Source organism: Subtercola sp. PAMC28395, assembly GCF_018889995.1.
Lineage (GTDB): Bacteria > Actinomycetota > Actinomycetes > Actinomycetales > Microbacteriaceae > Subtercola.
In genome coordinates this window covers 42638-56697 of sequence record NZ_CP076547.1, presented here as the reverse complement: position 1 = coordinate 56697, position 14060 = coordinate 42638, and the positions used below count along the sequence as shown (strand labels likewise).

At 64.7% G+C, this 14060-nt stretch carries 12 protein-coding genes and 1 tRNA gene; 9 read left to right on the top strand and 4 right to left on the bottom strand.

The window, feature by feature from the left end; all coding sequences use genetic code 11:
- Positions 1–6: 6 nt before the first annotated feature.
- Positions 7–768 carry a phosphoglyceromutase gene (locus KPL76_RS00310; RefSeq protein WP_216334402.1) on the top strand — a complete coding sequence of 254 codons (762 nt, stop codon included), beginning with the start codon at positions 7–9 and terminating at the stop codon, positions 766–768.
- A 106-nt stretch (positions 769–874) separates the two neighbouring features.
- Here the strand turns inward: KPL76_RS00310 and phoU are convergent, their stop codons facing one another.
- The gene (gene phoU / locus KPL76_RS00305) at positions 875–1531 is read right to left on the bottom strand and encodes a phosphate signaling complex protein PhoU (RefSeq protein ID WP_216334401.1); all 657 of its coding nucleotides are present in this window, start codon (positions 1529–1531) and stop codon (positions 875–877) included.
- A gap of 145 nt (positions 1532–1676) precedes the next feature.
- Here phoU and KPL76_RS00300 point away from each other — a divergent pair, with 145 nt between their 5' ends.
- Together KPL76_RS00300 and KPL76_RS00295 are read left to right on the top strand one after the other, a co-directional pair.
- The gene (locus tag KPL76_RS00300) at positions 1677–2831 is read left to right on the top strand and encodes a cell wall metabolism sensor histidine kinase WalK (protein ID WP_216334400.1); all 1155 of its coding nucleotides are present in this window, start codon (positions 1677–1679) and stop codon (positions 2829–2831) included.
- Positions 2828–3508, top strand: coding sequence for a response regulator transcription factor (locus KPL76_RS00295; protein ID WP_216334399.1), 681 nt, complete (start codon positions 2828–2830; stop codon positions 3506–3508). Before KPL76_RS00300 ends, KPL76_RS00295 begins: the two co-directional genes overlap by 4 nt.
- Before the next feature lie 206 nt (positions 3509–3714).
- On the opposite strand, the gene KPL76_RS00290 is transcribed toward KPL76_RS00295, so the two are convergent.
- Complete coding sequence (locus tag KPL76_RS00290; RefSeq protein ID WP_216334398.1) at positions 3715–4206, bottom strand: hypothetical protein; 492 nt, start codon at positions 4204–4206, stop codon at positions 3715–3717.
- Between the two features lie 149 nt (positions 4207–4355).
- On the opposite strand from KPL76_RS00290, the gene ispD reads away from it, so the two are divergent.
- From ispD to rlmB, 3 genes are all read left to right on the top strand, one after another.
- Positions 4356–5618, top strand: coding sequence for a 2-C-methyl-D-erythritol 4-phosphate cytidylyltransferase (gene ispD / locus KPL76_RS00285; RefSeq protein WP_253202082.1), 1263 nt, complete (start codon positions 4356–4358; stop codon positions 5616–5618).
- Positions 5619–5705: 87 nt separating this feature from the next.
- Positions 5706–7124: a cysteine--tRNA ligase gene (gene cysS, locus KPL76_RS00280; RefSeq protein WP_216334396.1), complete on the top strand. Its 1419-nt coding sequence runs from the start codon at positions 5706–5708 to the stop codon at positions 7122–7124.
- On the top strand, positions 7117–8205 hold the full coding sequence (gene rlmB / locus KPL76_RS00275; RefSeq protein ID WP_216334395.1) for a 23S rRNA (guanosine(2251)-2'-O)-methyltransferase RlmB: 1089 nt from the start codon (positions 7117–7119) through the stop codon (positions 8203–8205). The genes cysS and rlmB overlap by 8 nt, the downstream gene beginning before the upstream one ends.
- A 137-nt stretch (positions 8206–8342) precedes the next feature.
- Here rlmB and KPL76_RS00270 read toward each other — a convergent pair whose 3' ends face one another.
- Both KPL76_RS00270 and KPL76_RS00265 read right to left on the bottom strand, forming a co-directional pair.
- Entirely contained in the window at positions 8343–9710 is a 1368-nt protein-coding gene (locus KPL76_RS00270; protein ID WP_216334394.1) for a DUF4032 domain-containing protein, read from the bottom strand.
- Between the two features lie 121 nt (positions 9711–9831).
- A complete protein-coding gene (locus KPL76_RS00265) occupies positions 9832–10935 on the bottom strand; it encodes an ABC transporter ATP-binding protein (RefSeq protein WP_216334393.1) in 1104 nt (367 codons plus the stop codon).
- Positions 10936–11217: 282 nt separating this feature from the next.
- Between KPL76_RS00265 and KPL76_RS00260 the strand changes: the two genes are divergently transcribed.
- From KPL76_RS00260 to KPL76_RS00250, 3 genes are all read left to right on the top strand, one after another.
- Positions 11218–12120 (top strand): thioredoxin domain-containing protein, encoded by a 903-nt coding sequence (locus KPL76_RS00260; protein WP_216334392.1) that lies wholly within the window; start codon positions 11218–11220, stop codon positions 12118–12120.
- 100 nt (positions 12121–12220) lie between these two features.
- Positions 12221–12296, top strand: a tRNA-Thr gene (locus tag KPL76_RS00255).
- A gap of 259 nt (positions 12297–12555) precedes the next feature.
- A complete protein-coding gene (locus KPL76_RS00250; protein WP_216334391.1) occupies positions 12556–14049 on the top strand; it encodes an arylsulfatase in 1494 nt (497 codons plus the stop codon).
- Positions 14050–14060 lie beyond the last annotated feature (11 nt).

Genomic DNA, 14060 nt, shown 5'->3' with positions numbered 1-14060 from the left:
AAAACCATGCCTGAGACTTACACCTTGATTCTGTTGCGCCACGGCAACAGCGACTGGAACCAGAAGAACCTCTTCACCGGATGGGTCGACGTCGGCCTGAGTGAGCAGGGTGTCGGTGAGGCCAAGCGCGCTGGCGAACTGCTCGCCGGCTCGGGCCTCACTCCCGACATCCTTTACACATCGCGACTGGTGCGCGCGATCGACACCGCGAACTATGCCCTCGCCGGTGCCGGGCGACTGTGGATCGATGTGAAGCGCTCCTGGCGGCTCAACGAGCGCCACTACGGTGCACTTCAGGGCAAAGACAAGGCCCAGACCCTCGCCGAGTACGGCCCCGAGCAGTTCCAGACCTGGCGCCGCTCGTACGACGTGCCGCCGCCCCCCATTGCCGACGACGACGAGTACTCGCAGCTGGGGGACCCGCGCTACGCCGAGCTCGGCGACGCCGTGCCCCGCACCGAGTGCCTCAAGGACGTTGTCGACCGCATGCTGCCCTATTGGGAGTCCGACATCACCGTCGATCTCGCTGCCGGCAAGACGGTGCTTGTGACCGCTCACGGGAATTCGCTTCGCGCGCTGGTCAAGCACCTCGACGGCATCTCCGACGAAGACATTGCCGAGCTCAACATTCCGACGGGCATCCCGCTGGTCTACACACTCGACGAGAACTTCACACCGACCAAGCCGGCCGTGTACCTCGACCCCGAGGCCGCTGCCGCGGGTGCCGCGGCAGTCGCCGCTCAGGGTGTCCGCAGCGCGACCCCCTGAACGGGTGTTGCGCCCCCAGCGGGGCACGATTTCACTTGTGGCGCTGAACACGTAGAAGAAGCCCCGGGCCTGACGGCACCGGGGCTTCTTTGCGTACGGAGGGGCGTCAGCGGTTACCGCTGCCAGTCCACTCGCCGGTCGCCAGGTACTTGACCTTCTTCGCGATGCTCACCGCGTGGTCGGCGAAACGTTCGTGGTACCTCGACGCGAGCGTGACGTCGACGGTGTTCACCGAGGTTCCGCCCCAGCTCTCGCTCAGCACGGCTTCGAACACACTGAGGTGCAACTCGTCGATGCGGTCGTCGACGTCGCGGATCTCGTCGGCGAGGTCGAGGTCTTCTGTCTCGATCAGAAGGCTCAGCTTCTGCGCGACCAGTACGTCGAGGCGGCCCATCTCGTTGAAGGTGCCGAGCAGGCTCTCTTTGGCCACCTTCTCGGGGTAGCGGTAGCGGGCGAGCTGGGCGATGTGCTGGGCGATGTCGCCCATGCGCTCGAGTGATGCGCTCATCCGCAGGGCACTCACCACGATCCGCAGGTCCCTGGCGACCGGCTGCTGCAGCGCCATGATGCTGATCGCGAGTTCGTCGAGGTCCGACGCCAGGGCGTCGATCTTCGGGTCGTCGGCAATGACCTGTTCGGCCAGGGAGACGTTCGATTCGTTGAAGGCAGTGGTGGCGTTCGTGATGGCGATGACAACAAGGCGGCTGATCTCGACCAGGCGTTCTTGCACTTCGCGGAGTTCCTGCTGGAATACCTCGCGCATGTGGTGGTGATCCTCTCTAGCGGCTCCGCTATCTTCCCTGCACGAGGTTAACGGAAGGTGCAGAACACCTGAACATCGTGCGACCCGGGCCCTGCGAGGGGCCCAACACAGTCCGGGACTGGCGGGAGTCATTAGTGTAGTCGCTATGGATTCAGGCTTGTTGGTGCTGCTCTCTGTGGCACTCGGCCTCGCAGTGGGCACTGTCTTCGTGTTCGTTCTGTTCGCCGCCTCGCGGCGTGGCGACCACGCAGCAACCATCATCGACCCCTCGGTTCCCGATGGGGTCGACCAGGTCATCGACGCCATCGATTCGGCCGGGGTGGTGCTCGATGCCTCGAACAATGTAGTGAAGGCCTCGCCCGCCGCGCTGGCGTTCGGCCTCGTGTGGAACCAGGGTCTCGTGCATCCGGAACTCGTCGCCATGGTCGACTCTGTTCGCCGGACCGGAGTGCCGGCCAGCACGGAGCTGAGCCTGGCCAGGGGGCCCTTCGGCGAGGCCACCATCCATCTTTCGGTGCGCGTGGCCCGGCTGGGCACCCGGTACCTGCTCCTGCTCGCTGACGACCGCACAGAGGCCCACCGTCTCGAAGAGGTCAGGCGCGACTTCATCGCCAACATCTCGCACGAGCTCAAGACGCCCATCGGGGCGATTTCGCTGCTCGCGGAGGCACTCGAACCGGCGTCGGATGATCCGGAGCAAGTCCGCCGCTTTGCCAAGCGGCTCGAAACCGAAGCGGTGCGTCTCGGGCGGATCACCCGCGAGATCATCGAACTCTCTCGCCTGCAGGCCGCCGATGTGCTCACCGACGCCGAACTGGTCGACGTGGACCACGTTGTCACCAGCGCGATCGACCAGAACCACGTGCAGGTCGACGTCAAGCACATGGTCATCGTGGGCGGCGGCGACCGGGGGGCCGGGGTCTACGGCGACGAGGGCCTGTTGATACTGGCGCTGCACAACCTGATCGCCAACGCGGTGCAGTACTCACCAGAGGGCACACGGATCGGTGTCGGCGTCCGAGTGAACGAAGGAATTGTCGAAATTGCGGTGACCGACCAGGGGGTCGGTATCCCTGAAGAAGACCTGGGCCGCGTCTTCGAACGATTCTTCCGGGTCGACCAGGCCCGCTCGCGCAACACCGGTGGCACGGGACTCGGCCTCAGCATCGTCAAACACATCGTCGAAAACCACGGCGGAGACATTCGGGTGTGGTCGCAGATCGCGCACGGATCGACCTTCACCATCCGGTTGCCAGAGGCATCCCACGCCGCGGCGACCCCGTTAGGAGAACAGCAGTGACCCACATCCTCTTGGTCGAAGACGAGATCGCACTGAGCGAACCCCTCGCCTACCTTCTGAAGCGCGAAGGCTACGAGGTCACCGTTGCCGCCGACGGCCCTTCGGCGCTCGCCGAATTCGCCCAAGGCGGAGTCGACCTGATTCTTCTCGACCTCATGATTCCCGGAATCCCGGGAAACGAAGTCTGCCGGCAGGTGCGGGTCACCTCGCAGGTGCCGATCATCATGCTGACCGCGAAGGACTCAGAGGTCGACATCGTGGTCGGGTTGGAGCTCGGCGCAGACGACTATGTGACCAAGCCGTACTCGTCCAGGGAGCTGCTGGCGCGCATCCGTGCCGTCATGCGTCGCCAGACGGAGGCCAGCGAGCTCGGTGAGCCCGTGCTCGAGGCCGGCCCGGTGCGTATGGACGTCGAGCGGCACACCGTCGCTGTCGACGGGCGGGACACCCCGATGCCACTGAAGGAGTTCGAGCTGCTCGAGCTGCTGCTGCGCAACGCCGGACGGGTGCTCACCCGCGGCCAGTTGATCGACCGCGTCTGGGGGTCTGACTACTTCGGCGACACCAAGACGCTCGACGTCCACATCAAGCGGATCCGGTCGAAGATCGAGAAGTCGCCCTCAGATCCCGTGCTGCTCGTGACCGTTCGAGGCCTCGGGTACCGCTTCGAGGCCTGACCGTTCCGCTGGTTTCTGTGACGGGGGCGCTGAGGCAGGTGGCTGCCCGGTCGGCGAGCTGACGCTGAACGCCTTCTGCGGCGAATTAGAGGGCGAGTCGCGTCAGCTCGCGGGTTCGGTGACCTGAGCGGGGTCGCGAAATTGGGAATGCCGAGGGGACTTCGTGGCGCAGCGCTTAGCGCTGTGCACGATCAGGGAGTGCCTGGCTACTTGCTCGAGGTCGCCTTCGGGGCGAGGCCGGCGAACTGCGGCCAGTCACTAGTGAGCACAGGTACCAGCAGTTTGGTGCCGGTCTGGCTGCCGTACTGGAAGAAGACCGGGAACAGGGCTCCAGCCTTGGTGTCGAGCCCCGTGAACGTGATCTTCTTGTCGGCGAGGCCGCCGATGGTGAGTGTGCTGTGTGCGTTCACGAATGCGTTCTCGGTGACCTGGGCCCCGGCGGCATTGACGTACTGGATGTTGACCTGATTGCCGGAATCCCCGACATTGACCAGGCTGACGATGAGGCTGGCCGACTTGCCGTCGTCACTGATGAGCGTGGTGTTCCGCATCGCGATGTCGGGGCTGACGTTGCCCTCGACCCCGTCTGCAGCCTCTTTGATGGTGGTCGTGGCCTGGGGCGTGATGAATGCACAACCCGACGCGCCGACCGCGATCAGAGCGGCGACAAGAATACTTGAGGCGAACCGAGCTCTCACAAAACCCTCCAGAATTGGCACAACGAGATTAGCCTATCGGTACGCCCAGCTCGAGGCTGCACCGCGAGCGACCTCGGCGAGCACTGTCATATCTCGCGCGGCAGGTCTACGTCTGGCTCGCCGCTTGTTGGGCCGTGCATACTGGGTCAGTGCCCGCAGCCATTCTCCGACCATCCGTAGCCGTCATCGTCGTCGCGGCCGGCAGCGGCACCCGCCTGGGCCTCGGCCAGCCCAAGGCGTTTGTGGCACTCGCAGGCAGGCCCATCCTCTCCCGATCGCTCGACGCGATCTTAGCTCTCGATACTGAGACGCAGATCGTCGTCGTCGTTCCGGCAGACAGGGTCGAGCAGGCCGTCGACATCGTCGCCGAAGTGGCGGGTGCTGCCGTGGGCTATGCGACTGTCGTCGTGGGCGGCGAGAGCCGGCAGGCATCTGTCGAGGCCGGACTGGCGGCACTTGCCGACTCGGTCGAGATCGTGCTGGTGCACGATGCGGCTCGCGCGCTCACCCCCACGGCACAGTTCGCCGCCATCATCGACGAGGTACGCGAGACGGGCCGGGGAGCCGTGCCCGGGCTCCCGGTGAGCGACACCATCAAGAGAACGGACGGGTTCGGCCGCGCTGTGGCCACTGTCGACCGCTCTGAGCTCTCTGCTGTGCAGACTCCCCAGGGATTTCCGCGAGAGCATGTGCAGCGAGCCTATGAATTCGCTGCAGACGAGTTCACCGATGACGCTGCCCTTGTCTCTGCGGCGGGCTTCGAGGTGGCCATCATCCACGGTGACCCGCTCGCGTTCAAGATCACGACGGCGTGGGACCTGCGTCGGGCAGAGCAGGAGCTCGCCCCGGCACCCGAACACCGCGCCTGGCGCACCGGCGTCGGCATCGACGCTCATGCGTTCGTGACGGGCAGCCCAGGGCATCCGGAGGCCGACGCCAGCGCAGAGTTCGTCGGCACGCCGGAGCCTGCCCCGATGCCGGAGCACGCCGAAGAGCTGTGGCTCGCCGGCCTCTTCTGGCCGGGGGAGCGCGGGCTCGTCGGCCACAGTGACGGCGACGCCGTGGTTCACGCGATCTGCGACGCGCTGCTCTCGGCGTCGGGCCTCGGCGATCTCGGCAGCGTCTTCGGCACCTCTGACCCGAGGTTCGCAGGTGCCCACGGCGATGTCTTTCTGCGCCACACCGCTGCCCTGCTCGCCGGCGCAGGTTTCAGAATCGCGAATGTGTCGGTACAGCTCGTGACGAACCGTCCGCGCTTCTCGCCGCGTCGCCTTGAGGCGCAAGCCGTTCTGTCGGCTCAGCTCGGTGCCCCGGTCACCGTTTCGGCGACGACGACAGACGGACTCGGCTTCACCGGCCGGAATGAGGGCGTCGTGGCGATTGCGAGCTGCGTGGTGCATCCCGCCCAGTAGGGGAGCGCCCAGTAGGGGAGCGCCCAGTGGGGGAGCGCACGAAGCAAGCCTCGTAACCCGTGGACACCCAAGCCCTAAACTGGGGCGGTGACTCTTCGCCTGTATGACACCAAGCTCGCCAGCCTCGTGGATTTTGTTCCCCTGGTTCCAGGCCGGGTCGGTGTGTACGTGTGTGGCCCGACGGTGCAGTCTTCGCCCCACATCGGTCACCTGCGGTCGGCTCTCGCCTACGACCAGCTGCGCCGCTGGTTCAGCTACATCGGGTTCGACGTCACCTTCATTCGCAACGTCACCGACATCGACGACAAGATCCTCGTCAATGCAGCGGCCTCCGGCGAACAATGGTGGGCCCTCGCGTATCGCACCGAACTCGAGTTCACCGCCGCGTACCAGGCGATCGGCGTCCTGCCACCCACGTACGAGCCACGCGCCACGGCCAGCATCTCCGAGATGATCGGCATCATCCAGAGGCTGGTGGATGCCCGGCACGCCTACGCCGCAGAAGACGGTTCCGGCGACGTCTACTTCGACACCCGGTCGTGGCCGCAGTATGGCGAGCTGACCCACCAGAAGCCAGGCGACATGGCGGCAGCCACCGACTCCGATCCGCGAGGCAAGCGCGACATCAGGGACTTCGCGCTCTGGAAGGGCCACAAAGAGGGCGAACCGCTCTCGGCATCGTGGTCGAGCCCGTGGGGAGATGGGCGCCCTGGCTGGCACATCGAGTGCTCGGCGATGTCGACGCGCTACCTCGGCCCACAGTTCGACATTCACGGCGGCGGGCTCGATCTGCGGTTTCCGCACCACGAGAATGAGCTGGCGCAGTCACAGGCCGCAGGCGACGCATTTGCGAACTACTGGCTGCACAACGGGCTCGTCTCGGTGACGGGCCAGAAGATGAGCAAGTCGCTCGGCAATTCGGTGTTCGCAGCAGAGCTGCTGAGCCAGGCGAAACCTCTGGTGATCAGGTACTACCTTGGTGCAGCCCACTACCGTTCGACGCTTGAGTTCCACGACGGTGCGCTTGCCGAAGCAGAGGCTGCACTCGGCCGCATAGAGGGGTTCCTCGACCGCGCTGTACGCCGGCTGGAAGGCACCCGATTCGCATCGTCTACAGTTGAAGTGGTTCCTGAAGCTTTTCGCGAGGCGATGAACGACGATCTGAGCGTTCCCCAGGCGCTCGGAGTGCTGCACGAAACCGTGCGCACCGGTAACCAGGCGCTCGATTCAGAGGATTTCGGTGAGGCGGCGCGTCTGCTCGGCCAGGTCTTTGCGATGACGAGCGTGCTCGGCATCAATCCGCTCGATGAGATGTGGGAGACCGGCACAGAGGGCTCAACGGGAACGGCCCTTGCCAGCCTGGTTGAGCGTCTGCTCGAAGATCGCGAAGCCGCACGAAAAGCACGAGATTTCACCACTGCCGATCGCATCCGCGACGAGCTCGGCCAGGCGGGGATCACTATTGAAGACACCCAGGCGGGTGCACATTGGAGTTTTGATGGCTAGTTCAGGCAAGAAGCCCGGGCGTCCCGGCGCTGTTCGGCGCACCAGCAAGGGGCCGCAGGTCGGTTCCGGTGGGCAGGGTCGCCAGGCACTCGAGGGCAAGAAGCCCACGCCAAAGGCCGAAGACCGTCCGTATCATCCCGCCGGCAAGGCCAAAGCAGCCAAGGAGCGGTATGCCGCTGCCGGAGGCAAGGGCAAGCCCGGCACTCCCGCCCAGCCGCGCATCGCTGGCAGGGGCCCTGCCCCCCGCGGTGGGCCCGCAGCCCGCACCGGCAGTGCGGCAGGAGCTCCCCAGGAGCCGGCACGCCAGCAGCGCCGTGCCCAGCGCGGAAACGAGGAGAGCGAAGTCGTCACCGGCCGAAACTCCGTCGTCGAGGCGCTTCGCGCGAAGATTCCTGCCACAGCTCTCTACATTGCAACCCGCATCGAGTATGACGAGCGTGTCAAAGAACTTCTGCAGCTCGCGACAAGCAGAGGTGTTCCCATCCTCGAGGTCATGAGACCGGAGCTCGACCGCCTCGCCGGGTTCGACGCCGTGCACCAGGGTGTTGCTCTCAAGGTTCCGCCGTACGTCTACGCGCATCCGGTCGATCTGTACGACGAAGTGCTCGCTCGCGGCGAGGTGCCCCTGCTGGTGGCGCTTGACGGCATCACCGACCCGCGCAACCTCGGGGCGATCATCCGGTCGACGGCTGCGTTCGGCGGCCAGGGCGTCATCGTTCCGCAGCGTCGCTCGGTCGGGCTCACCGCTTCGGCCTGGAAGACCTCGGCCGGTGCGGCCGCACGTACGCCCGTGGCGATGGCACCCAACCTCACCCAGACGCTCAAGGCGTTGAAGCAGAAGGGCGCCTTCGTCATCGGCCTCGACGGCGGGGGAGACACCTCGCTTCCCGAACTCGACTTCGCCAAGGGCCCGATCGTGATCGTGGTCGGCAGCGAAGGCAAGGGCCTGTCGCGGCTCGTCACCGAGACCTGCGACGCCGTGGTTTCGATTCCGATCAGCGCCTCCACCGAATCGCTGAACGCGGGGATCGCTGCAAGCGTGACGCTCTACGAGATCTCGCGTCTCAGGGCCCTCGGGTAACGCGATCGGTTCGGATACGGCTCGGCCTCCGGCCGCGCCTACTCAACCGGCGCTGAGTGAGTAGGCGGCACTACCGCCGTATCGAAACCCTCGGACTGGTGTTGCTGTGGGCGCGAGCGAAGGCCCCAGGATGCTGGTCAGACCTTCAGGCGCCAGTCTGGCTCGGCTTCGAGTGAGGCCGGATCGGTGCCGAGCTGGTCGTCTTCATCTGGGTCGTCGTCTTCGTCTTCGTCGTCCTCGCTCACCGCGCCCGCCTGAACGGTGATGGGCAGCGTGATGAGGCCGGTCGGCGGCCCTACCACGGTCGCTTCATCGCGGCGATGGCGCAGGATGTCGTTGATGTACGAGGTCAGGGCTTCGGCGAGGGGTACGTCACGGCTCTCCTGCTGGCTCATGAACCAGCGGTGTTCGAGCAACTGGTGAAAGACTTCCGCAGGCTCGAGCTTGCCCTTGAGCTCGCGGGGGATGGCCCTCATCACCGGTTCGAATACCTTGGCCAGCCATTCGTGGGCCAGCATCTCTTCGTCGTAGTCCTTGCGGCCGAAACGAAGGGTGTACGAGTCGAGATCGTTCAGCAGTCGCCTGGCCTGGTTCTCGCCGGTGTCAAGCCCGGTGAGCCTCAGCAGCCGACGCTGATGGTGCCCGGCATCCACGACCTTCGGCTGGATGCGCACCGTCGTGCCGGATTCATCGGTCTTGATCGCCAGTTCCTCGATGTCGAAGCCGAGTTCGTTGAGGCGGTCGACGCGCTCGCTGATGCGCCAGCGCTCCGAGGTTGAGAACGACTCGGAGCCGGTGAGCTCCTTCCAGAGCGACCGGTAGGCGGCGACAATCCCGTCACTGATGCGAATGGGGTCGAGCTCGTCGGCGACTCGGCCGCCAGCCTCGAGGTCCATCAGCTCACCGGCGATGTTCACCCGGGCGATCTCGAGGTCATTCTCGCGCTGGCCATTCGAGAGCCCCCCGCCGTAGAGCTGGCCAGTCTCCGCGTCGACCAGGTAGGCCGCGAAGGCGCCGGCGTCGCGGCGGAAAAGGGTGTTCGACAGCGAGACGTCGCCCCAGAAGAATCCGATGATGTGCAGGCGTACGAGCAGCACGGCCAGAGCATCCACCAGCCTGGTGGCGGTGTCGGGGCGGAGGGTCTGGGAGAAGAGTGCACGGTAGGGCAGCGAGAACTTGAGGTGCCGCGTGACAAGCACCGAGTTGAGGGGCATGTCGTTGCCGTCGGTGCGATTCGTGATGACGGCAAGTGGGTCGACGCACGGAATGTCGAGTGCCTGCAGGTTGCGCAGCATGGCGTACTCGCGTTTGGCCATCTCGTCTGTGGTCTCTTTGATGGCGATGACGTGGCCGCTGAGGTGGGCGAATCGCACGAGGTGCCGCGAAATGCCCTTGGGAAGCAGCGCGATGTTCTCGACGGGCCATTGTTCCAGCGGAAGATGCCACGGCAGGTCGAGAAGTGCAGGGTCGACGGTCGCGGCGGTGATGTTCAGTGAGCCACTCACAAAAGCTCCTCAGCTCGGTAGATCCAGCGTAGCTGGAGCGGTGAAACAGAACGAGCCTGCCGGAATTCGCCTCGATGCGACGAAAACCGACAGGCTCGGCCTGTGTGGTGGATGCTTCTGGCTATGCCGCGACGACGGGCCGGTTGCCGATGCGCTCGCCGCTCTCGTTGTTGAAGAGGTGGAGGTGACCGGGCTTGGCCGTGAGGTAAACCTTCTCGCCGGCGTTCGGGTGAACACGACCGTCGACACGGGTGACGAGGTCGGTGCGCTTGCCGTTGATCTCGGCGTGGCCGTAGAGGTAGCCGTCAGCGCCGAGCTCTTCGATCAGGTCGATGTCGACCGGGAGACCCTCGCCGAACGTCGAGGCAACCACGATGTCTTCGGGGCGCACGCCGATGGTGACCGTCTTGGCGTTCACCGAGGTGAGGAGCTCGCGCTCGACGGGAATGACCGAGGTGCCGAACTGCACACCGCCATCGACCACGTCTGCGACGAACAGGTTCATCGCCGGGCTGCCGATGAATCCAGCGACGAACACATTGGACGGCTTCTCGTACAGGTCGCGGGGCGTGCCGACCTGCTGCAGGACTCCGTCTTTCAGAACCGCGATGCGGTCTCCCATGGTGAGGGCCTCGGTCTGGTCGTGGGTGACGTAGACCGTAGTGACGCCGAGGCGGCGAACGAGCGAGGCGATCTGCGTTCTGGTCTGAACACGCAGCTTGGCGTCGAGGTTCGACAGCGGCTCGTCCATCAGGAACACCTGGGGCTGGCGCACGATCGCCCGGCCCATCGCGACGCGCTGGCGCTGGCCACCGGAGAGAGCCTTGGGCTTGCGGCCGAGGTAGGGCTCGAGATCGAGCAGCTTCGCGGCTTCGAGCACGCGGGTTGCGCGTTCGTCTTTGTTGACGCCGGCGATCTTGAGAGCGAAGCCCATGTTCTCGGCGACGGTCATGTGCGGATACAGCGCGTAGTTCTGGAAGACCATGGCGATGTCGCGGTCTTTCGGCGGAACATCGGTGACGTTGCGGTCACCGATGAAGATGTTGCCGGAGTTGACCTCTTCGAGGCCGGCCAGCATGCGGAGCGACGTGGACTTGCCACAGCCGGAGGGGCCGACGAGAACCAGGAACTCGCCGTCGGCGGTTTCGAGGTTCAGCTGGTCGACGGCTGCGCGGGTCGAGCCCGGGTAGAGCCGTGTTGCGTGATCAAACGTGACTGATGCCATGGTTGTACTACTCCTTCACCGGCAGGTACGTGCCGGACGATCCGTTGTGATGGACTATGAGCCAACGTCAGTGGTGGCCCGTCTCTCAGTATGTCACGGTGCCGCCCGGGCGGCCATCCGGATCCCGGTCGCGGAAACCGACGTCTATTGGGCGCTTGTGGAGGACGTGGTTAGGGCATTCTCAGGGTCAGTCATTACTATCGGTTGGTGGCTGCAAGCGATTGCGGCGCACCACCCCGACTTCTTCCTCCTCCCTCTCTCTCGAACTCCGGAGCAACACGTATGACCAACGGCCGACCCGAAGACAGTCGCCAGAGCAAGAACCAGCGACGCGAGGCCGCCCGTGAAAAGGCGAAAGTGCTCCGTGAGGAGCAGCGCAAGAAAGACCTCCGAAACAGGTGGATCCTGTTCAGCGGCATCGGCGTCGTGGTTGTCGCCATCATCGTCTGCGTCGTTCTGATCGTCGCCAGCTCCGTCAAGACCGCGGGTCCTGGCCCGCTCAACATGGCGAGTGACGGCATCAAGATCACGACCGGCAATGTCGCCGTCACCACCCCGGCCCTCGCTGCCGGTGAGCAGCCCACCCCGAGCGCGGCGAACCCCGCCGGCGTTCTCGACATCCGCGTCTACATCGACTACATGTGCCCTTATTGCGGCCAATTCGAGACCACGAACACCGAACAGATCGGCAAGTGGCTGGCCCAGGGAGCCGCGACGTACGAGGTGCATCCACTCTCACTGCTCGACCGGTCCTCGCTCGGTACCAAGTACTCGACCCGCGCGGCGAACGCCGCAGCCTGCGTCGCCAACTACTCGCCGAACAACTTCTTCGACTTCAACTCGCTGCTCTTCACGAACCAGCCAGCCGAGAACACCTCAGGCCTCACGGATGCACAGCTCCAGGGCTACGTGAAACAGGCTGGTGCGGGGTCGACCGACACCATCAACTCCTGCATCACGAACCAGGACTTCAAGGGCTGGGTCGCCGACTCCACCACTCGGGCGACCACCGAGCCTCTTCCTGGCTCGACCCTTGCAAAGGTCACGGGTACGCCGACCATTCTCGTCGACGGCCAGCAGTACCAGGGCTCACTGACCGATGCCAATGCGTTCGCGAACTTCGTGCTGCAGGTCTCCGGCCAGTCGTCATCGAGCGCTACCCCCACGCCAACCCCGGCTTCGTAAGTACTGGGGCTCACCGGGATCGGGCGATTCTGCCCGGCCTCGGTCGTCGCCCCGTGCGCTGTGGCAGCTGTGTGCATGACTAGAATGGGGTGTTCGACCTGCCGACGTGGCGCAATTGGTAGCGCACCGCTCTTGTAAAGCGGGGGTTACGGGTTCAAGTCCCGTCGTCGGCCCCAAGCACCGACCTGGGATCGTTGTTCCTGTCGAAGCGCAGCTTCGACAGCGCTGGCGTCGCGGCGAGCATCCACTGGATGCTCGCTTGGAGCTCCAGCGCGCGTGTCGGCCCCAATCTTCTCGACTCGACTCGACTCGGCCCGCACTCGCTAAGCCCCAAGAAGTTCATCGCTTTCGCCGTGTCTGGCGGTGCTCTGGAGCGGTATGGTGAGCAGCGAAAGCGCCGCGAGGGTGCCGCGCATCGAGTCAGAGGAGACCAGCATGGCCACCACGAAGCCGAACATTCTGATTCTCTGGGGCGACGACATCGGCTGGTGGAACATCAGCTACAACAGCCGCGGCCAGATGGGCTACCGCACCCCGAACATCGACCGGGTCGCCAATGAGGGCGTCGCCTTCACGGACTACTACGGCCAGCAGAGCTGCACGGCCGGTCGCGCAGCTTTCATCACGGGGCAGAACCCGATTCGCACCGGCCTCACCAAGGTCGGGATGCCCGGGGCAGACATCGGCCTGAAAGCCGAAGACCCCACCATCGCTGAGCTGCTCAAGCCGCTGGGGTATCGCACCGGCCAGTTCGGCAAGAACCACCTGGGTGACAAAGACGAATTTCTTCCCACTGTGCACGGTTTCGACGAGTTCTTCGGAAACCTCTACCATCTGAACGCCGAAGAAGAGCCGGAGAACGACAGCTATCCGAAGGATCCAGCGTTCAAAGAGCGGTTCGGGCCTCGGGGCGTACTGCACTCCTGGGCCGACGGGAACGGGGGCCAGACGATCGAGAACACCGGCCCCCTCACGCGCAAGCGTATGGAGACGTTCGATTCTGAGGTCACCGACCATGCCCTGAAGTTCATCGATGACGCGAACGAGGCAGAGCAGCCGTTCTTCCTGTGGTGGAACACCACAGGCATGCACTTCCGCACCCATTCGGCACCCGAACACAAGGGCAAGAGCAACGGCCAGGGCGAGTACGCCGACGTGATGGTGGCGCACGACGAATACGTCGGCATCATGCTCGACAAGCTCGACGAGCTCGGAATCGCCGACAACACGATCGTCATGTACTCCACAGACAACGGCGTGCACTTCAACAGCTGGCCCGACGCGGGCATCACCCCGTTCCGCTCGGAGAAGAACACCAACTGGGAGGGTGGCTGGCGTGTGCCGTGTTTCGTTCGCTGGCCCGGCCAGATCCCGTCGGGCAGTGTGCTCAATGGCATCGTCTCGCACCAGGACTTCCTGCCAACTCTGCTGGCTGCTGCAGGAGAGCCGGAGATCACCGCGAAACTACTCGAAGGTCACTCGGCCGACGACAAGACGTTCACCGTACACATCGACGGTGAGAACATGCTCCCGTACTTCACGGGGGAGGTGGCCGAATCGCCCCGTGACTACTTCTTCTACATCAGCGATGACGGTGACGTCCTCGCGATCCGCATGGGCGACTACAAGGCGGTGCTTGCTGAACAGAGGGCGACCCGGCTGATGGCATGGGCTGAGCCGTTCGTGAAACTGCGTGTACCCAAGATCTTCAGCCTTCGGCAGGATCCCTTCGAACGGGCCGACGACAACTCGAACACCTATTGGGACTGGGTACTCGACCACGCGTGGGTCATGTACCAGATGCAGGCCACCGTCGCAGCTCAGATCCCCGCATTCGCGCAGTTCCCGCCGCGGCAGAAACCGGCGTCCTTCAATCTGGATGCGGTGTTGCGCCAGCTCGAAGACGCCACCAACGGGGCGCTGCACTAATCGTGGTTGCG